General features: G+C 69.6%; 12 protein-coding genes. 8 read left to right on the plus strand and 4 right to left on the minus strand.

The genetic code is table 11. The features are described from left to right. Positions 1-3: 3 nt before the first annotated feature. Entirely contained in the window at positions 4-816 is an 813-nt protein-coding gene (locus J2126_RS03490; protein ID WP_209483984.1) for an ABC transporter ATP-binding protein, read from the minus strand. A gap of 144 nt (positions 817-960) precedes the next feature. Next, positions 961-3897: a DNA translocase FtsK gene (locus J2126_RS25215; protein WP_348634218.1), complete on the minus strand. Its 2937-nt coding sequence runs from the start codon at positions 3895-3897 to the stop codon at positions 961-963. 335 nt (positions 3898-4232) lie between these two features. Here J2126_RS25215 and J2126_RS03500 point away from each other — a divergent pair, with 335 nt between their 5' ends. The 4 genes from J2126_RS03500 (at position 4233) to J2126_RS25575 (ending at position 11030) form a co-directional block, all read left to right on the plus strand. Beyond that, positions 4233-5051: an ImuA family protein gene (locus tag J2126_RS03500; RefSeq protein ID WP_209483986.1), complete on the plus strand. Its 819-nt coding sequence runs from the start codon at positions 4233-4235 to the stop codon at positions 5049-5051. Continuing rightward, positions 4933-6525, plus strand: coding sequence for a DNA polymerase Y family protein (locus J2126_RS03505; RefSeq protein WP_209483988.1), 1593 nt, complete (start codon positions 4933-4935; stop codon positions 6523-6525). Before J2126_RS03500 ends, J2126_RS03505 begins: the two co-directional genes overlap by 119 nt. After that, the gene (locus tag J2126_RS03510; RefSeq protein WP_209483990.1) at positions 6522-9821 is read left to right on the plus strand and encodes an error-prone DNA polymerase; all 3300 of its coding nucleotides are present in this window, start codon (positions 6522-6524) and stop codon (positions 9819-9821) included. The genes J2126_RS03505 and J2126_RS03510 overlap by 4 nt, the downstream gene beginning before the upstream one ends. Before the next feature lie 174 nt (positions 9822-9995). After that, positions 9996-11030: a polysaccharide deacetylase family protein gene (locus J2126_RS25575; protein WP_209483992.1), complete on the plus strand. Its 1035-nt coding sequence runs from the start codon at positions 9996-9998 to the stop codon at positions 11028-11030. Between the two features lie 66 nt (positions 11031-11096). On the opposite strand, the gene J2126_RS03520 is transcribed toward J2126_RS25575, so the two are convergent. Continuing rightward, entirely contained in the window at positions 11097-11798 is a 702-nt protein-coding gene (locus tag J2126_RS03520) for an aldolase (RefSeq protein ID WP_209483994.1), read from the minus strand. A gap of 176 nt (positions 11799-11974) precedes the next feature. Here J2126_RS03520 and ltnD point away from each other — a divergent pair, with 176 nt between their 5' ends. Beyond that, the gene (gene ltnD, locus J2126_RS03525) at positions 11975-12913 is read left to right on the plus strand and encodes an L-threonate dehydrogenase (protein ID WP_432445301.1); all 939 of its coding nucleotides are present in this window, start codon (positions 11975-11977) and stop codon (positions 12911-12913) included. 137 nt (positions 12914-13050) lie between these two features. After that, a complete protein-coding gene (locus J2126_RS03530) occupies positions 13051-13308 on the plus strand; it encodes a cysteine rich repeat-containing protein (protein ID WP_209483996.1) in 258 nt (85 codons plus the stop codon). A 13-nt stretch (positions 13309-13321) separates the two neighbouring features. Here J2126_RS03530 and putA read toward each other — a convergent pair whose 3' ends face one another. Beyond that, on the minus strand, positions 13322-16981 hold the full coding sequence (gene putA / locus J2126_RS03535; RefSeq protein WP_209484016.1) for a bifunctional proline dehydrogenase/L-glutamate gamma-semialdehyde dehydrogenase PutA: 3660 nt from the start codon (positions 16979-16981) through the stop codon (positions 13322-13324). A 141-nt stretch (positions 16982-17122) separates the two neighbouring features. Here putA and J2126_RS03540 point away from each other — a divergent pair, with 141 nt between their 5' ends. Together J2126_RS03540 and glsA are read left to right on the plus strand one after the other, a co-directional pair. Next, positions 17123-17593 carry an Lrp/AsnC family transcriptional regulator gene (locus J2126_RS03540; RefSeq protein WP_209489801.1) on the plus strand — a complete coding sequence of 157 codons (471 nt, stop codon included), beginning with the start codon at positions 17123-17125 and terminating at the stop codon, positions 17591-17593. Positions 17594-17680: 87 nt separating this feature from the next. Then, positions 17681-19510 (plus strand): glutaminase A, encoded by a 1830-nt coding sequence (gene glsA, locus J2126_RS03545; RefSeq protein WP_209484019.1) that lies wholly within the window; start codon positions 17681-17683, stop codon positions 19508-19510. Positions 19511-19549: the final 39 nt, after the last annotated feature.

The raw sequence follows: 19549 nt of genomic DNA on the forward strand, positions 1-19549 counted from the left end.
GGTTCAGCTCGCGACCTCGGACTGGCGATACCCCTTCACCACCTCGTCCTTCAGCGCCGCCCAGATCTCGCGGTGAAGGTGGTGGAAGGCGGGCTCCAGCCGCACGTCGATGTCGCGGGGGCGGGGTATGGGCACCCGCCATTGGCCGATGATGCGCGAGGCCGGCCCGGCACCCATGATCACCACACGATCGGCCAGCGAGATGGCCTCCTCCAGATCATGGGTCACGAACATCACCGCCTTGCGGTCCTGGCTCCATAGGTCGAGCAGCAGGTTGCCCATGATCTGGCGGGTTTGGGCATCGAGCGGACCGAACGGCTCGTCCATGAGCAGGATCTTGGGGTCGCGGATCAGCACCTGGGCGAGACCCACGCGCTTCCTCTGTCCGCCGGACAATTGGTGCGGATAGCGATCCGCGAAGGCCGCGAGCCCCACTCGGGCCAGCCACTTGCGGGCGCGGCTGCGCGCCTCTTCGGTGTCGGTGCCGGCGACCTCAAGGCCGATGGCCACGTTGTCGAGCGCGGTCTTCCAGGGAAACAGGGCCTCGGCCTGGAAGAGATAGCCCGCCGCGCTATTGAGGCCGGCAAGCGGGGTCCCGTGGATTGTGACCGTGCCGGAGGCCGGCTTCAGGAGGCCGGCCGTTGCGTTGAGAAGGGTGGACTTGCCGCAGCCGGTGGGGCCGACGATGGCGACGAACTCACCATCCGCGACTTCGAGATCGACACCCTGCACGGCCACAAAGGGCGAGGCGGCGCGGCTGGCGCCCGGGAAGGCGATGGTGATGTCGCGCAGCCCGACCGCGCATGCCTGAGCCATGCGGCCTCCCTGGACCACGCTGAAGGGTTGCACCACTGAACGTCTCCCGATCCCGCCCGCGCGTCCGGTTGGCCCGGATCAAGCGGACAAGGTAGCCGAGGGCGCGCGGGAGGCAAGGGCGGAGGCGTGAGGTCGGGCGCCCCCTCACCCCGGCCGGGAAAAGGTCAGGATCTCCCGCTTGCCGGCGTGGTTGGCCGGGCCGACGATGCCCTCGTTCTCCATGCGCTCCATGAGAGAAGCAGCCTTGTTGTAGCCCACCTGCAGCCGGCGCTGGATGTAGGAGGTTGAGGCCTTGCGGTCACGCATGACGATGGCCACGGCCTGCTCGTAAAGGTCACCGCCGGCGTCCGCGATGCCGGAGCGGTCGAACACCGCCTCGTCGTCGTCCTCGGCCACGGCGTCCTCGTCCAGCACCACCTCGTCGATATAGTCCGGCCCGCCCTGGGCCTTGAGGAAGGCGACGACCTTCTCCACCTCGCCGTCCGAGACGAACGGGCCGTGGACGCGGCTGATGCGGCCGCCGCCGGCCATGAACAGCATGTCGCCCTGCCCCAGCAGCGTCTCTGCGCCCATCTCGCCGAGGATGGTGCGGCTGTCGATCTTGCTGGTCACCTGGAAGGAGATGCGGGTGGGGAAATTGGCCTTGATGGTGCCGGTGATGACATCCACGGAAGGCCGCTGCGTCGCCATCACGAGATGAATGCCGGCGGCGCGGGCCATCTGGGCGAGGCGCTGGATGGCGCCCTCGATCTCCTTGCCTGCCACCATCATCAGGTCGGCCATCTCGTCCACGATGACGACGATGTAGGGCAGCGCGGTCAGGTCCATCTCCTGTTCCTCGAACAGGGCCTCCCCGGTCTCGCGATCGAACCCCACCTGCACGTTGCGGGTGATGATCTCGCCCCTGGCCGATGCCTCGCGGACGCGGGCGTTGTAGCCATCGATATTGCGCACCGCGAGACGGCTCATCTTGCGGTAGCGCTCCTCCATCTCCTTCACCGCCCATTTCAGCGCGATGATCGCCTTCTTGGGGTCGGTGACGACGGGCGTGAGCAGGTGCGGGATGCCCTCGTAGACGGAGAGCTCCAGCATCTTGGGGTCGATCATGATGAGCCGGCAGGCTTCCGGCGTGTGCCGGTAGAGCAGGCTCAGGATCATGGTGTTGATGGCCACCGACTTGCCCGATCCGGTGGTGCCGGCGACCAGCAGATGCGGCATCCGCGCCAGGTCGGCAATCACCGGCACGCCGCCGATGGTCTTGCCCAGGCACAGGCCGAGCTTGGGATGGGCCTCGGCGAATTCGTGGCTCGCCAGAAGCTCGCGCAGCCACACGGTCTCGCGCCGCCGGTTGGGCAGCTCGATGCCGATGACGTTGCGCCCCTCCACCACCGCGACGCGGGCGGAGACCGCGCTCATGGAGCGGGCGATGTCCGGCGACAGGCCGATGACGCGGGAGGACTTCACCCCCGGTGCGGGCTCGAACTCATAGAGGGTGACGACCGGGCCGGGATTGGCGTCGATGATCTCGCCGCGCACGCCGAAATCGCGCAGCACCTGCTGGAGCATGGTTGACGACTGGTCGAGGAATTCCTCGGAAAGTTCATAGTCCGGCTCGACTACCGGCGGCTCGCGCAAGAGATCGAGGGGCGGGAGGAAATAGGGGCCGCTGTCCCCCTCCGCCACTGCGGGAACAGCCTCGGGCGGGAGGGTTGCAACGGACGGCACCGGAACAGGGGCGACGGCACCCGACGCTGCAGGCGCTGCTGCCGAGGCCGCGGGAGCGGACGTGGCAGCCGAATGCAGGGCGCCGAAGAACTGGGCGCTGATGCTCTGCTGGTAGGGCCGCCAGGACGCGAACGCTTCGCCCGACAGGATCGACCCGGCCGCGAGGGGTAGGGATTCATCCTCGGCTTCGGCCTCGTCCTGATCCTCGTCTTCGAGCACGGCGGTGTCTTCCGGCTCATCCTCGTCGAGTTCGGTGTCGAGTTCCTCGTCTTCCTCGTCCGTCAGGTCCGTTTCCTCGAAGGCATCGTCTGCGAGTTCGTCGTCTTCAAGTTCATCGTCCTCCAACTCCGAGGAGAGTGCCCCGTCGTCCTCGTCCAGTTCGTCGTCGTCCTCGGAAAGGTCGATCTCCTCTCCCTCCTCCTCGGCGTCGTCCGTGTCGCCCTCCAGTTCAGCGACCTCATCGTCCTCGGAGTCTTCCTCCTCGATCTCGTCGTCCTCGAGTTCATCCTCCTCGGAGGCGTCCGCCTTGAAAACCTCGTCTTCGTCGAAGTCGACAGCCTCCTCGGCGTCGGACAGGACCTCGAACGCCGGGTCCTCGCTCTCCACCAGGTCGTCTTCCGCATCGGCCGTCTCTGCGGGCGCAGGATCGAGGTCCTGCTCCCCGGCCGGAGCGGGCGGGGTGGCGGCGCGGCCGAGGACGACGAGGCGGAGCAGGCTCCACAGGTGATCGGGGACGTCAGCCGTGTCGACCTCCGAAGCCGCCTCGGCCACAGCCTGTGGCGCGGTGTCGGCCTCAAGGAGCGCAGGAGCTGCCGTTTCGGTCAGGATCTCCTCGCCCGGGACTGTCTCCACAAGCGCGACCTCGGAGGCAGGGGGCTCGCAAACCAGCGCAGTCGCTTCTTCCGCAACGGGCGGCAGGACGACGGGGGCCGCCGTCACCTCTTCCGGCACGGCGGCGGGCGCGGCGAAGGCGGTCTCCGTGGGGATATCCGCGAGCTTAGCGACGGGCTGTGCCAGCGGCTGGACCACGTCATCCGCCGGCTCGAACAGGAAGTGCCAGCCGCGGCTCGACCCCTGGGTCGTGACCGGGGTGGGCACCTGCGGCAGGACGGGCGGCATGCTCGGCAGCGGGGGCGCGCCCGGCTCGCGGGGCCGCAGCAGATGGTCCGGGGTGCGGGTGAAGCGGGTGTTGGCGTCGAGGGTGAAGGGCCGGAGCCAGCTCGGGACCAGTTCCAGGTCGATCCAGCTGTGGGTGGGCTCCGCAGTCTCGAAGGCGCCGTCATGGAGGCTCGGGTCGTATTCCGGAATCCGCTCGTAGAACGAGGGCAAGCCGCGTTCGGAACCAGAATCGGCCACGGGCGCTTCGAACGTTTCGTCAGGAGCGAACGAGGGGTACGCAAAAGGTCTGGGAGGACGGTTGAAGGAAGACATGGGAATCCGAAATCCGCAGCACCGGCGCCGTTTCGCAGACACTAGGGCGGGGGCGTTAAGGGGAGGTTTGCACCTCCAAACAACGGTTTCTGAATACCTTGTCTGTGAATCATGGGGACAAGCCGACACGGCCTCCCCTCGCCTGAACCCGGTTCGGTCCAGCCCCCGCAACCCCTGCTGCCGGACCTCCATACGGTTGACATTCCGCGCTCACGGAGTCCTTTCTAAAGAGAACAAAATAGGAACATTGGTCTTCCTCCATGCCCCCCCAGCAGGCTCCGCGCGAGGATCTGGCGGCCCTTCGCCGCCGCATCGTCGAAATGGAACGGCTGTCCGGACTTCCGGACGGGGCTGCCCGGCCGCGCCTGTCCCTGGGGGCCCCACTGGATGATGCCCTGGGCGGCGGCCTCGCCCGCGATGCGCTGCACGAGGCCTTCCCGGCGGAGAAGGGCAATGCCGCCGCCGTGCTCGGCTTCGCCCTCGCGCTCGCGGCCGGCACCCGCAAGCCGGTGCTGTGGGTGCGGCAGGATATGGCGGCGCTGGAGGGCGGCGACATCTACGGCCCCGGTTGCGCCGCCTTCGGGCTTGATCCCTCCCGCCTGATCCTGGTGGCCGCCGCCGACGCCGCCGACACGCTGGGCGCCGCGGAGGAGGCCCTTGGCCACGGCGCGCTCGGGCTGGTGGTGGCGGAGCCTTGGGGATCCCCGCGCCTCATCGACCTCACGGCTACCCGCCGGCTCGCCTTGCGCAGCGAGCGCTCCGGCGTCCCATCCCTCCTGCTGCGACCGGGGGCAGATCCCGGCCCTTCCGCCGCCGCCACCCGCTGGCGGGTCGCCGCCGTCCCCTCCCGCGTGGCGAGGGACGTGCCGGCCTTCTGCCTCGGGCCGCCCGCCTTCGCGCTGGAGATCGAGCGCAACCGCCTCGGACCCACCGGCCGCTTCACCGTGGAATGGAATGCCCATGCCCGACGCTTCACCCCGGCGCCTCGCCGCGCTCTTCCTGCCGCACCTGCCGACCGACCGGCTGCACCGCAGCCGGCGGGGACGTCGCATGTCGTCGGCTGGCGCCGCACCGGCTGACCTGCCGCTGGTCACGGTGGAGGTGAAGGCGAACGCCCGCCGCCTCGCCGCGGTGGACGCAGCCGCCGCCCGCCTCGGGCTTCATCCCGGCCTTACCCTCGCCGACGCGCAGGCCCGCGTGCCGCAGATGGAGGCGGTGGAGGCGGATGCGGCGGCGGATGCCGCGCTGCTTGCGGCCATCGCATCGTGGTGCGAGCGCTGGACGCCGTTCGTCGCCGTTTCCGGGCCGGACGGGATCGTGCTCGACATCACCGGCTGCGCCCATCTGTTCGGCGGGGAGGGGGCCATGCTGGCGGCCATGACCGAGCGGCTCGCCGCCACCGGACTGGCCGCCCAGGGCGCGGTGGCCGGGACCGCCCGGGCCGCCCTCGCCCTCGCCCGCTGGCGGCCGGGGCAGGTGGTGCGGGCGGGGGGCGAGCGGGAGGCCGTCGCGCCCCTGCCGGTGGAGGCCCTCGACCTCGATGCGGAGGCGGCGCGCAGCCTCGCCTATCTCGGTCTCGTGCGGATCGGCGACATCGCCGGCAAGCCCCGCGCGGCGCTGGCCGCCCGCTTCGGCAGCGCCCTTGTGGACCGGCTGGACGAGCTGTGCGGCGCGGCTTCGCCGCCCATCTCCCCGCTCAATCCCCTGCCCGTCTACGTGGCGGAGCGGCGCTTCGCCGAGCCCATGGGCGATGAGGTGACCGCCCGCGCCGTGCTCGCCGACCTCGCCCGCGATCTCGCCGGTGTGCTGGAGCGGCATGGCGAGGGCGGACGACGCTTCGAGGCCGCCTTCTTCCGCAGCGATGGCGCGGTGCGGCGGGTGGCGGCGGGCACGGCGGCCCCCCTGCGCGACGGCGCCCGCCTCGCCGGCCTGTTCCGCGAGCGGCTGGCCGCGCTGGCCGATCCACTCGATCCCGGCTTCGGCTATGACGTGATCCGCCTCTCGGTGACCACAGCCGAGCCGCTGGCCGCCACCCAGTCCGGTTTCGGCGCCGAGCCGGCCGGCGCGGGGCTGGACCAGTTGGTGGATACCCTCTCCGCCCGGCTGGGTCCGCGCCGCGTCACCTGCCTTGCCGCGCAGGACAGCCATGTACCCGAGCGCGCCGCCGTGCGGATGCCGGCGCAGAAGGCCTGGCGCAGCCGGGACATGCTTGCTCATGATTGGGCCGAGCCGGCTGCCGCAGATGCGCCCCTTGCCCGCCCGCCGGCCCTCTTGCCCGTGCCCGAGCCGGTGGAAACGCTGGCCGAGGTGCCGGACGGCCCGCCCCTGCGGTTCCGCTGGCGGCGCGTGCTGCACGAGGTGGCGCGGGCCGAGGGGCCGGAGCGCATCGCCCCCGAATGGTGGACCGCCCTCGATGGCAACCGGCCGGGCCTGACGCGGGACTATTTCCGCGTGGAGGACACCGAAGGACGCCGCTTCTGGCTCTATCGCGAAGGCACCTACGGACGCGAGACGTCGGCGCCGCGCTGGTTCCTGCACGGCCTGTTCCCGTGAGCGGCCCCTTCTATGCGGAGCTGGCGGCGGCCTCGCATTTCTCCTTCCTGCGCGGGGCGAGCGCGCCGACCCATCTGGTGCGCACCGCCGTCGCCCTCGGCCTCGACGGGCTCGGCATCGCCGACCGCAACACGGTGGCGGGCGTGGTGCGGGCCTATAGCGCGCTGGAGGATCTGCGCAGTCTCGACGAGGATCTGGAGGCAGACGACCCCGAGGCGGAGGCAAAGCGCGCCGTCGCCGCCCGCGCCCGTGCCTTCCGGCTGGTGACGGGCGCGCGGCTCGTCTTCTGCGACGGCACGGCGGACATCATCGCCTATCCCTCCACCCGCGCCGGCTGGGCCCGGCTCTGCCGCCTGCTGACCACCGGCAACCGGCGGGCGAAGAAGGGCGACTGCCACCTGTCCCTTCCCGATCTCGTCGCCGATGCCCGCGACCTGATGCTCATCGTGCTGCCGGGCGAAGGCGGGAACGCTCTTCCGACCCTCCTCTCCCGCCTTGGCGAAGCGGCCGCCGGGGCAGTGTGGCTCGGCGTCGACATGCCCTTCTCCGGCGCCGACCGCCGCCGCCTCGCCGCGCTGAAGGCCATCGCCGGTGCCGCGGATGTGCCGCTGCTGGCGGTGAACGAGGTGCTCTATGCGACGCCGCAGGAGCGGGACCTACAGGACATCCTTACCTGCGTGCGCGAGGGCACAACCATCGCCGAGGCCGGACGACGGCTGATGGCGAACGCCGAGCGCCATCTTAAGCCCCCCGCCGAGATGACCCGCCTGTTCCGCGACGCCCCGGAGGCGGTGGCGGAGAGCGCGGCATTCCTCGCCCGCATCGACTTCACACTGAAGGAGCTGAAGTACGACTATCCCGAGGAGCCCGTGCCTCCCGGCTGGACGCCGCAGGCCTGGCTGGAGGAATTGACCTGGCGCTGCGCCGCCGTGCGCTATCCCCCCGGCATCCCCGAGAAGGTGGAAAAGCTGCTCAAGGACGAGCTGGCCCTCATCCGCCAGCTCGAATACGCCCCCTATTTCCTCACCATCCACGACATCGTGCGCTTCGCCGAGAGCCGCGGCATCCTCTGCCAGGGGCGCGGCTCGGCAGCCAATTCCGCCGTTTGTTACGTGCTCGGCATCACTGCCGTTGACCCCGCCGACAACGATCTCCTCTTCGCCCGCTTCATCTCGGCCGAGCGGCGCGAACCGCCCGACATCGACGTGGACTTCGAGCACGAGCGGCGCGAGGAGGTGATCCAGCACATTTACGAGAAATACGGCCGCCACCGCGCCGGCATCGTCGCCACCGTCATCCACTACCGCCCGCGCAGCGCCATCCGCGACGTGGGCAAGGCCCTCGGGCTGACTGAGGACGTCACGGCGCGCCTCGCCTCCACCCAGTGGGGCAGTTGGGGCCGCGACATTTCCGACGCGCACATCCGCGAGGCGGGGCTCGACCCCTCAAATCCCTTCATCCGCCGGGCGGTGGAACTGGCCGGCCGGCTGATGGGCGCACCCCGCCACCTCTCCCAGCACGTCGGTGGCTTCGTGCTGGCCCGCGGCCGGCTCGACGACACCGTGCCCATCGGCAACGCCGCCATGGCGGACCGCACCTTCATCGAATGGGACAAGGACGACATCGACGTGCTCGGCCTGATGAAGGTGGATGTGCTGGCGCTCGGCATGCTCACCTGCATCCGCAAGGCGCTCGACCTGATGCGCGCGCACGAGGGCATCGACTGGGGCCTCGCCGACGTGCCGCGCGAGCAACAGGACGTCTACGCCATGCTCCAGCGCGGGGATTCCATCGGCGTATTCCAGGTGGAAAGCCGGGCGCAGATCAACATGCTGCCGCGCCTCAGGCCGAAGGAATTCTACGATCTCGTCATCCAGGTCGCCATCGTGCGGCCGGGGCCGATCCAGGGCGACATGGTTCACCCCTATCTCAGGCGCCGCAACGGACTGGAGGCGGTGGACTACCCTTCCCCCGCCCCGGACTTCGGCGACAAGGACGAGCTTCGGGTGGTGCTGGGCAAGACCATGGGGGTGCCGCTGTTCCAGGAGCAGGCCATGAAGCTCGCCATGGTCGCCGCCTGCTTCTCCGACAAGGAGGCGAACCGCCTGCGCCGGGCCATGGCCACCTTCCGCAACCTCGGCACTATCCAGGAGTTCGAGAGCTTGATGGTGGAGCGCATGGTGGGGCGCGGCTACAAGCGCGACTTCGCTCAGCGCTGCTTTGAGCAGATCAAGGGCTTCGGCAGCTACGGCTTCCCCGAGAGCCATGCCGCCTCCTTCGCCAAGCTCGTGTACATCTCCTCCTTCATCAAGTGCCGCCACCCGGCGGCCTTCGCCTGCGCCCTGCTCAACGCCCAGCCCATGGGCTTCTACGCCCCGGCGCAGATCGTGCGCGACGCGCGCGAGCACGGCGTGGAGGTGCGGCCCGTGGACATCAATTTCAGCCATCAGGACAACACGCTGGAGCGACGGGAGGACGGCACGCTGGCCCTGCGCCTCGGCTTCCGGCAGGTGGACGGCTTCCATGCCGACTGGGGCGGGCGCCTCGCGGCGGCACGATCCGGGTCTTTCGCGAGCATCGAGGAATTGGCCCGCCGCGCCCGGCTGCCCACCCGCGCGGTAAAGCTGCTGGCCGATGCGGACGCCTTCCGCTCCATGGCCCTCGACCGGCGCGCCGCGCTCTGGCACGCCCGCCGCCTGCCGGATGACGACGCCCTCCCCCTGTTCGCCGCGGCGGACGCCCGCGAGCTGGGCGTGGAGGAGGAGGTGACGCTGCCGCGCATGGCGCGCTCGGAGCACATCGTCGCGGACTACCAGACCGTGCGCCTCTCCCTGAAGGGGCACCCCATGGGCGAGCTGCGCGACCATTTCCGCAAGGAGCGCATCCTCACCTGCGCCGAGACGGCCGCGCTGAAGGACGGCGCGTTCGCCCGCAATGCCGGCGTCGTGCTGGTGCGCCAGCGGCCGGGCAACGGCAAGGCCATCTTCATCACCATCGAGGATGAGACCGGCATCACCAACATCGTCCTATGGGAGCGCACGCTGGAGCGCTTCCGCCGCGAGGTGATGGGCGCGCGCCTGCTGCTGGTGGAGGGACGCATCCAGAAGAGCCCGGAAGGGGTCGTCCACCTCATGGCCCAGCGGCTTACCGACCGCACCGCCGACCTCACTTTGCTCTCCCGGGTGCGGCAGCCGCGCATGGAGGTGGCGCGGGCCGATGAGTTCGCCCACCCCCAGCATCCGCGCAAGCATCCGCGTGACGTAAGGGTACTGCCCAAGTCGCGGGACTTTCACTGATCGCCGCGCCGAAATTGCCGAAGAGGTATCCAGCAGCCCAAGTCCGTCGGCGAGGAGGCGAAAACCCGATAATTCAGGCAAAAAAGGCACGACAGCCCTGCACGCTTCACGATTTATCCACAAAAACCCGTGAGGCTTCAGGGCATATGGAACTAAGGCCGGGATACCGCCGCCGTGAAGCCGCTCCTCATCGTTACCGGATTTGTGGCCGCCGCCGCCGTTGGCGCAGGCATGGCCATCAGCCCGTTCCTGTCGGCCAAGGACGACGGCCCGGCAACCACCCAGTCCATCTCACAGGCCGCGACACCGGCTTCTGGACAGGCGGCCCAGGGCAAGGGCGCAACCGCCGCGCAGAAGACGGCGGCGGCCGCTGCCCAGCCGACGCCGGCCCCCGCGCCGGAACCCGCCGCGCCGCCGCCGGTGACGCCGCGCAAGAACTACACCTACAAGTCGTTCGACGTGGACGGCTCCTACATCGCCCTCACGTTCGACGACGGCCCGAGCCCGGAGACCACCCCCCGGCTGCTGGAGATGCTGCGCCAGCGCAACATCAAGGTGACCTTCTTCGTGCTCGGCAACATGGTCGCCAAGCATCCTGAAGTGCTGAAGATGATTGCCGACGAGGGGCACGAGATCGGCAGCCATTCCTGGAGCCATCCGCAGCTCACCCGCATCAGCGCCGCGGCGCTGGACAAGGAACTCGGCAACACGACCGAGGCGATCTTCCAGGTCACCGGAAAGCGCCCGATCTTCCTGCGTCCGCCCTACGGCACCATGAAGCCGACACTACGCACCACCATCGAGGAAAAGTACGGCCTCACCATCGTCAACTGGTCTGTGGACCCCAACGACTGGAAGAACCGCAACAGCCAGGCGGTGCATGACGCCATCATGGCGCAGGTGAAGCCGGGCGCCATCGTGCTCTCGCACGACATCTACGCCACCACCGTGGACGCCATGCCGCGCATCCTCGATGAGCTGATCGCCAAGGGCTACAAGTTCGCCACGCTGTCGCAGATGGTGGCCATGGACAAGCCGCTGAAGGTCGCGCTCGCGACTCCCGGCGCAGCCAAGCCGCAGCAGAAGCCGAAGCCCGCTGGCGCAAAACCCGACGCGGCGAAGCCCGCTGGTGCGCCTAAGCCGGCCGCCACCTCGGCGCCGAAGCCCGCCGCGTCCCCGGCCCCGGCCCGCAGCGCCGGCGTCTACTGACACGCAGGTCGATCCCTAACAGAAGGCGCTCCGGTCCTCCGGGGCGCCTTTTGCGTTTCGCGGCGATCAGTCCTCGGCCGGATGGCGATGCCCATGGTGCGCGTGGTCGTGATGGGCATCCGGCGCGGGAAGCGTGAGGCCGAAGGTCTTCACCAGATCGTCCACCTGCGCCGGCGACAGATAGCGCGGGTTGAGGCCGCGCAGCAGCAGATAGAGCTTCGCGGTCTCCTCCAGCTCCTCGGTGGCGAATACGGCCGCCTCCAGCGTGTCGCCCGCCACCACCGGCCCATGGTTGGCCAGCAGTACGGAGGAATAGCGGCCCGCGAGGCCCCGGATGGCATCGGCGACGGCGGGGTCACCCGGCCGGTAATAGGGCAGGAGCGCCGTCTGGCCGGCGCGCATGACGTAATAGGGCGTCATGGGCGGCAAGGCCGCGCGCGGGTCGATCTCCGGCAGCATGGTGAGCGCCACCGAATGTGTCGAATGCAGATGCACGATGGCCCGCGCCGTGCCGCGGGTCTCGTAGAGTGCAGAATGCAGCGGGATCTCCTTCGTAGGCTTGTCGCCGGTGAGGAGCCGCCCTTCTGCATCGAGCCTCGAGATGCGCGCGGGATCGAGGAAGCCGAGAGAGGCGTTGGTGGGTGTCACCAGCCACCCGCCGTCATCGAGCCTGAGGCTGATATTGCCGGACGAACCGGGCGTCAGCCCCCGCTCGAACAGAGAGCGCCCGAAGCGGCAGATCTCCTCCCGCAGTCTGGTCTCGTCCATGGGCAACCTCCGCTTGTTCCGCCGTCGCACCAAAGCGAAGCGCAACCGCCTTGGCAAGCGTGAACGCCGCCGGGCTAAAACGATTTGATCAGCTTCCGCGAGGCTCCTACAACATGCGCAGGATGCCGCTGCGCTAAAAAGCGGCCGAAACACCAGAACAAGACGGGGAAACGGCCATGGCCGATCAGGCGGAAGGGACAGCGGGCAAAATGGGCGCCGGACGCGCGGCCGTGATCGGCCTCGGCTCCATGGGCTTCGGCATGGCGCAGTCGCTGCTGCGGGCCGGCCTGGATGTCGCGGGATGCGACGTGGGCGCGGCGGCGGTGGAGCGCTTCGTCGCCGCGGGCGGACGCGGCGCGGCCTCGCCGGCACAGGCGGCCGAAGGCGCGGACATGGTGGTCAGCGTGGTGGTCAACGCCGCGCAGACCGAGGCGATCCTGTTCGGCCCGTCCGGTGTCGCCGAAACCTTGCCCGAGGGCGCGGTCTTCATCTCCTCCGCCACCATGGACCCGGACGTCGCCCGCAGCCTCGCCGCGCGGCTGGAAGCCACCGGCCGGCATTATCTCGATGCCCCCATCTCCGGCGGCGCCCAGCGGGCGGCGGAAGGGGCGCTGACCATCCTCGCCTCCGGCAGCCCCGCCGCCTTCGCCAAGGCGAAGCCCGCGCTAGATGCCATGGCCGCCAAGCTCTACGCACTGGGCGACGCGGCGGGCCAGGGCGCGGCCTTCAAGATGATCAACCAGCTCCTCGCAGGCGTGCATATCGCCGCCGCCTCGGAGGCCATGGCGTTCGCGGCGCGGCAGGGGCTCGACCTTAAGAAGGTCTACGATGTCATCACCGCGTCCGCCGGCAACAGCTGGATGTTCGAGAACCGCATGCCCCACGTGCTCGACGGCGACTACACGCCGAAGAGCGCGGTGGACATCTTCGTGAAGGATCTCGGCATCATCCAGGATATGGCGCGCAGCGCGAAGTTCCCGGTGCCGGTGTCCGCCGCCGCCCTGCAGATGTTCCTCGCCACCTCCGCCGCCGGCATGGGCCGTGACGACGATGCGTCCGTGGCCCGGCTTTATGCCCGGATCACCGGCACGAAACTGCCCGGCGAGGCGGGCTGAGGCACGGCACTTGTCGCTTTTCCGCCGCGTGGACGGCGTTACACTCCGTCGCGATTCGTCACGTTCGGGGAACGCCCCTGCAACCTCGCGCCGCGAGGGTAGTTGTCGACCCGACGCATCCAAAGAGGATCCCGCCGATGACCCTCCCGCTCCGCGCCGCCTTCCTCGCGCTGCCTCTTCTCGCGCTGTGCGCCGGCCCGGCCTCGGCCCAGACGGCCGCCACCCTCACCGCGGATCAGGCCCAGGCCCTGCGCACCGCCTGTTCCGCTGACGTGAAGAAGCTGTGCGGCGATGTGCAGCCGGGCGGTGGCCGCGTGGTCCAGTGCATGCAGGCCAAGAAGGAACAGACCACCCCGCCCTGCCAGGCCGCCCTCGGCGCCCTGAGCAAGAAGTAAGCCCCGGCCTGCCTCAGGCGAGGGTCATGAGGCTGGCATTGCCCCCCGCAGCGGCGGTGTTCACCGACACCGCGCGCTCCTCCAGAAGCAAATTCGCAGGATAGGCGAAGGGCGACGCCGCGATCTCCGACGCCGTCGCCGCATGAAGGGGCACTATCGCGCCCTCCCGCTCCACCAGATCCTGGGCGGCGACGCGGTAGCGTTCCCCTTCCCCCTCCACAAGCGCCACGGCGACCGGCTCGGGACCAGCGGCGAGGCGGGCGCGGACGTCCTCCGGCACCGTTGCGAGCATCCCCGCCAGGCCAGCCGGCGCGTCCAGCAGCGCACGGTTGCCAGTGGCGAGGGTGACGCCCAGCTGCCGGATCAGGCCCGTTTCCGTCTCCGGCATCAGCAGAACCGTGCCGCGCGGGTGGAGGGCGTAGGTATTGCGCTCCCCCACCGGACCGGGAAGCTCCAGAGACAGGCCGAGCGGCACCCGCGCCACCAGTGCCCGGACGGCGTCCGCGTCCAACCGCCGGCCGGATCCCTCCAGCCAGTTGGCGAAAGCCAGCGCCGCCGGATCGGCCGTCCCGCCGGGAAGGTCGAAATCCGGCCCGTGCACGAGCCGCGAGAGGTAGAGCGGCCCGCCTGCCTTCGGCCCCGTGCCGGAGAGTCCGCGCCCGCCGAACGGCTGCACCCCCACCACGGCGCCGATGATGTTGCGGTTCACATAGAGGTTGCCGGCCTCGACCCGCTTGGTGACCTCGGCGACGGTCGCATCCAGCCGGGTGTGCAGGCCGAAGGTGAGGCCATAGCCGGTGGCGTTGATGGCCGCGATGAGCCGCCCGAGATCGGCGCGCCGCCAGCGCACCACATGCAGCACCGGCCCGAACACCTCGCGGCCAAGATCGGCGATGGACTCCACTTCGATCAGCGTCGGCGCCACGAAGGTGCCATGCGCCGTGCCGGACGGCAGCGGCAGGCGATGAACCGGAAAGCCCTTCCGCGCCATGGCGGCGACATGCGCCTCGATGGTCTCGCGGGCCTCGGCATGGATCACCGGCCCGACATCCACCGAAAGGCGATCCGTGCGCGCCACCTCCAGTTCAGCCATGGCGCCCTTCAGCATGGCGAGCATGCTGTCGGCCACCTCCTCCTGAAGGCACAGGACCCGAAGGGCTGAGCAGCGCTGGCCCGCGCTGTCAAAGGCGGAGGCGATCACGTCCGCCACGACCTGCTCCGGCAGAGCGGAGGAATCGACGATCATGGCGTTCTGACCGCCGGTCTCGGCGATGAACGGCACCGGTCGGCCATCCAGCCCCTGCCGGTCCGCCAGCGTGCGGGCGATCAGCCGCGCGACTTCGGTGGAGCCAGTGAACATCACCCCAGCCACAGGCGCCGACACCAGCGCCGCGCCCACGCGGCCATCTCCCGGCAGAAGCTGGAGCACTTCGGCCGGAACGCCGGCGTCGTGCAGAAGGCGCACCGCCTCTGCCGCGACGAGGGGAGTCTCCTCCGCCGGCTTGGCCAGCACCGGATTGCCGGCGGCAAGGGCAGCCGCCACCTGCCCGGTGAAGATGGCAAGCGGGAAGTTCCACGGGCTGATGCAGGCGATGGGGCCGAGAGGGCGATGGGCGGGCGTGAGCCGCGCCTCCGCTTCACCCGCGTAATAGCGCAGGAAATCCACGGCCTCGCGCACCTCGGCCACCGCATTGGCGGCGGACTTGCCGGCCTCGCGCATGATGAGGCCCATCAGCCCCATCATCTGCGCTTCCATGGCGTCCGCCGCGCGCCGAAGCATCCCCGCCCGTTCGGCCGGCGGGCGGGCGGCCCAGTCGGCTGCGACCGAGGCGGCGCGGGCGGCAGCGCGCGTCACATCCGCAACAGTCGCGTCGCGCACCTCGCCGACCGCATCGCGATGGTCGCCGGGGTTCAGCACCAGCCGTGCGGCCGCGCCGCCGGATGCGGGCGCCGCTATTGTCCACTTGCCCGCCTGTGCCGCGAGCTGCGACGAGAGCACGGCGAGCGTCGCGTCGTCCGCAAGATCGAGCCCGGCCGAATTCACCCGCTTCCCATAGAGGGCGCGCGGGGCGGCGATGGCGGGATGGGGCGCGCCGGGCACCGGCATTGCGGCGATGACCTCTGCGGGATCGGCGATGAGGTCCTCCACCGGGACGGCGGGGTCACGGATGCGGTTGACGAAGGAGGAATTCGCGCCGTTCTCCAGCAGCCGCCGCACCAGATAGGCGAGCAGCGTCTCGTGGGTCCCCACCGGCGCATAGATCCGGCAGGGCCGCCCGTGCGGACCGACGACCTCCTCGTACAGTGGCTCGCCCATGCCGTGGAGGCACTGGAATTCATAGTCGCCGGTTCGGAAGTCGGGGCCGGCCATTTCGTGGATGGCGGCGAGCGTCTGGGCGTTGTGGGTGGCAAACTGGGGGAAGACCGCATCCTTCGCCGCGAGCAGCTTGCGGGCGCAGGCGATGTAGGAGATGTCGGTGTGGACCTTACGGGTGAAGACGGGGAAATCCGGCATCCCGTCCACCTGCGCGCGCTTGATCTCGGCATCCCAATAGGCGCCCTTCACCAGGCGCACCGCGATCCGGCGCCCGGTGCGGCGCGCGAGGTCGATGATGAAATCCAGCACCGCCGGGCAGCGCCGGCCATAGGCCTGCACCACGAAGCCGATGCCGTCCCAGCCGGCCAGCTCCGGCGCGGCGCAAAGCGCCTCCAGCAGATCGAGGGAGAGTTCGAGCCGGTCCTGCTCCTCGGCATCGATGTTGAGGCCGATATTCCAGCGCCGCGCCTCGACGGCGAGGGCGAGCAGGCGCGGGAACAGTTCGCCCATCACCCGCTCCGCCTTGGCGCGGGCGTAGCGCGGATGCAGCGCCGAGAGCTTCACTGACAGCCCCGGCCCGCCGAAGATGCCGCGCCCGCCTGAAGCCGCGCCGATGGCGGCGATGGCATGACGGTAGGCCTCGAAATAGCGCGCGGCATCCGCCGCCGTCATGGCCGCCTCGCCCAGCATGTCGAAGGAATAGAGGAAACCCGCGTGCTCGCCCTTGCCGACGCGCGCCAGTGCTTCCTCGATGCTGCGGCCCATGACGAACTGCTCGCCCATGATGCCGATGGCCACATCGACCGCCCGGCGGATCACCGGCGCGCCGCAGCGGGCGATGAGCCGCGTGAGCACGCCGGACAGGCCCTGGGCATCCTCCGCCGTGGCCAACCGGCCGGTGAAGAGAAGGCCCCAGCTGGCCGCGTTCACGAACATGGAATGGCCGCCACCCACGTGCGCCCGCCAGTCGCCGGGACCGATCTTGTCGCGGATGAGCGCATCGCGTGTGGCCGCGTCCGGAATGCGCAGAAGCGCCTCGGCAAGGCACATGAGGGCGATGCCCTCGCGGCTGGAGAGGTCGTATTCCTGCACCAGCTCCTCCACCGCCGAGCCGCGCGGCTTTTCCCTGAGCCGCGTGACGAGGGCCCGGGCATGGGCGGCGACCCTCTCGCGCTGCGCAGGTGAGAGCTGCGCCTGCGGCAGTAGCGCGGCGACACACGCCGCTTCGGGCGCGCGTGTCATGGCGGTGATCGCCCGCCGCAGGTCGCCGCGGGGCGCGAGCGGGGGCGCAAAGTTTGCGAACAGCGGCGGGCGAAGTGTCTCCCGAGGCGGGCTGAGCAATGCGGGGCTTGGCATCGGAGGCACCTTTCGTCGCGCCGTTCGGGCGATCTCGAACAGGCTTTGATGCTAACCCGGACGGCCGGAGGCGATCTGACCGAATGCGAAGCGCATAGTTTAGGAATTGACTTTTTTTGCCTCAAATCGAAAATCGAATTTATGCAGAATGACTATATTTCTGATCAAATTGACTCTTTCGATGCGCGCATCATCGCCGCCTTGGTGGAGGACGGGCGCATCTCCGTCACGGATCTCGCCGCCAAGGTCGGGCTGTCGCGCAGTCCGTGCCAGGCGCGGCTGAAGCGGCTGTTGGACGAGGGCTATATCCGCGGCTTTCGGGCCGTGCTCGATCCGGCCAAGCTCGGACTCGACCACATCGCCTTCACCGAGGTGAAGCTCTCGGAGACCACCGAGGCGGCGCTCACGGCGTTCAACAGGGCGGTGATGAAGATCCGGGAGGTGGAGGCGTGCCACATGATCGCGGGCTCGTTCGACTACCTGCTCAAGGTCCGCACCCGCGACATCCGGCGCTATCGCGAAGTGCTGGGGGAAAGGATCTCCAGCCTGCCGCACGTCGCGAGCACCTCCACCTACGTGGTGATGGAGCCGGTGAAAGACGACGGTGCGTAAGGCGCGCAACCGCCGGTCTTCTGGTTTTGCGGCATTGCATCATGGCTCAGGTGGCGTTTCACTGGAGGCGATTTCCGGAGCCCGACCTTGCCCCATCCCCTGCCGACCCTAGAGACGCCGCTGCTGCGGTTCATCAAGGAGACCCACACGGAGTTCTCCCGCATCGATGCGGGTGAGGTCGCCTCCTACATCCCGGAGCTGGGCAAGGCCAATCCGGACCATTTCGGCATCGCCGTCGCCACCACGGACGGGCACGTCTACGAGGCGGGCGACACGCAGGTGCCCTTCACGATCCAATCCGTGTCGAAGGCGATGGTGTTCGCTTTGGCGCTGGACCTGCTGGGAGCCGAGCGGGTGGAGGCGGCCATCGGCGTGGAGCCGAGCGGCGAGGCGTTCAACTCCATCCGCCTGAGGGCCGACAACAAGCCGTTCAACGCCATGGTGAATGCCGGCGCCATTGCCTGTTCCGGCCTGATTGCGGAGAGCGCGGGGGACGAGGCGTTCGAGCTGATCCGCACCGCCCTCGGCCGCTTCGCCGGGCGGGATCTCGGCGTCGACGAGGCCGTGTTCGAGAGCGAACGCTCCACCGGCGACCGCAACCGCGCCATCGCATACCTCCTGCGCACCTACGGCGGCGTCGTGGGAGACGTGGACCGGCTGCTCGACGTCTATTTCCGCCAGTGCTCCGTGCTGGTCACCGCCCGTGACCTCGCGGTCATGGGGGCGACCTTCGCCAACCACGGCGTCAATCCGCTCACCGGCGATACGGTGTCGTCGAACTATGCCGTGGCGCGCACGCTGGCGGTCATGAGTTCCTCCGGCATGTACGACTTCGCCGGCGAGTGGATCTATCGCGTGGGCGTGCCGGCCAAGAGCGGCGTAGGCGGCGGGATTCTGGCGGCCCTGCCCTCCCAGCTTGGCCTCGGCACCTTCTCGCCCCGGCTCGACATGCACGGCAACAGCGTGCGCGGCATCCGTACCTGCGAGGCGATTTCCGAGGCCTTCGACCTGCACATGCTGTCGCGTCGGGACGATGTGCGCACATGCGTCGTCGCCGATTACGATTTCCGCACCGTGCCCTCCAAGCCCGGCCGGCAGCCGCACGAGCAGGATATCCTGTCCGCCCGTTCCGGCGCCATACGGGCCATCGAGTTGGCCGGCAAACTCTCCTTCGCCTCCATGGACTACGTGACCCGCCGGCTCACGGCCCCTGCGGACGTGCCGGAATTCCTCATTCTCAACCTCCACCGCGTGGCCACCATCACCGACGCGGGCCTGAAGCTCCTCACCGGCCTCATCAAGAACCAGCTGCCGGCAGGGACCACGGCCGTGATCGCCGGTGTAGAGGCCACATCGCCCGTGGCGCCGCAGCTGAAGGCGCTGCGGGAACAGGGCGTGCGCGTGCGCATCTTCCCGACCTACGACGCGGCGGTGGAATGGGCCGAGGATCAGGTCGTGTACCGCCATGGCGGCTTCTCGCGGATCGAGGTGGAGGCGGATCTCAGCCGCCAGGCGCTTCTCGCCGGCCTCTCGCCCCAGGAACTGGCCGATCTATCCCGGCTCGGCACCCGAGTCGTGTTCCCGGCCGGCACGCGCATCATCTCCGCCAACGAGCCGCCGGCCAGGGTCTATTTCCTCCTTCGGGGCATGGTGAACGCGCGCTCGGCGGGCGACGTGCGGCTCTCCACCATGATCCCCGGCATGGTCTTCGGGGAGATGGCCCTCATCGAGCAGCCGCGCAGCACGGATGTCTGGGCCGACACGGAGGCGGTGTGCGTGGAGGTGACGGCGGACCAGTTCCGCGCCTTCCAGGAGACCCACGCCCGCGCCGCGGACCGGATCATGCGCAATCTCGCGGTCCTGCTCGCCGGGCGCATCCGCATGGCCACAGCCCGCATCGAGATGCTGACCGGCTGAGACCAGCCGCATCGCGGATTGCAAAACTGCGGGCGCGCG

The organism is Xanthobacter flavus, from assembly GCF_017875275.1.
In the GTDB taxonomy this organism is placed as follows: domain Bacteria; phylum Pseudomonadota; class Alphaproteobacteria; order Rhizobiales; family Xanthobacteraceae; genus Xanthobacter; species Xanthobacter flavus_A.

Bases quoted from the DNA above. Each gene is read 5' to 3' on its own strand.
- ltnD (WP_432445301.1), top strand. From the start codon at position 11,975: ATGGCCGATCAGGCGGAAGGGACAGCGGGCAAAATGGGCGCCGGACGC.
- putA (WP_209484016.1), bottom strand. From the start codon at position 16,981: ATGCCAAGCCCCGCATTGCTCAGCCCGCCTCGGGAGACACTTCGCCCG.
- J2126_RS03540 (WP_209489801.1), top strand. From the start codon at position 17,123: ATGCAGAATGACTATATTTCTGATCAAATTGACTCTTTCGATGCGCGC.
- J2126_RS03530 (WP_209483996.1), top strand. From the start codon at position 13,051: ATGACCCTCCCGCTCCGCGCCGCCTTCCTCGCGCTGCCTCTTCTCGCG.
- J2126_RS03490 (WP_209483984.1), bottom strand. From the start codon at position 816: ATGGCTCAGGCATGCGCGGTCGGGCTGCGCGACATCACCATCGCCTTC.
- J2126_RS03500 (WP_209483986.1), top strand. From the start codon at position 4,233: ATGCCCCCCCAGCAGGCTCCGCGCGAGGATCTGGCGGCCCTTCGCCGC.
- J2126_RS03520 (WP_209483994.1), bottom strand. From the start codon at position 11,798: ATGGACGAGACCAGACTGCGGGAGGAGATCTGCCGCTTCGGGCGCTCT.
- J2126_RS03505 (WP_209483988.1), top strand. From the start codon at position 4,933: ATGCCCGACGCTTCACCCCGGCGCCTCGCCGCGCTCTTCCTGCCGCAC.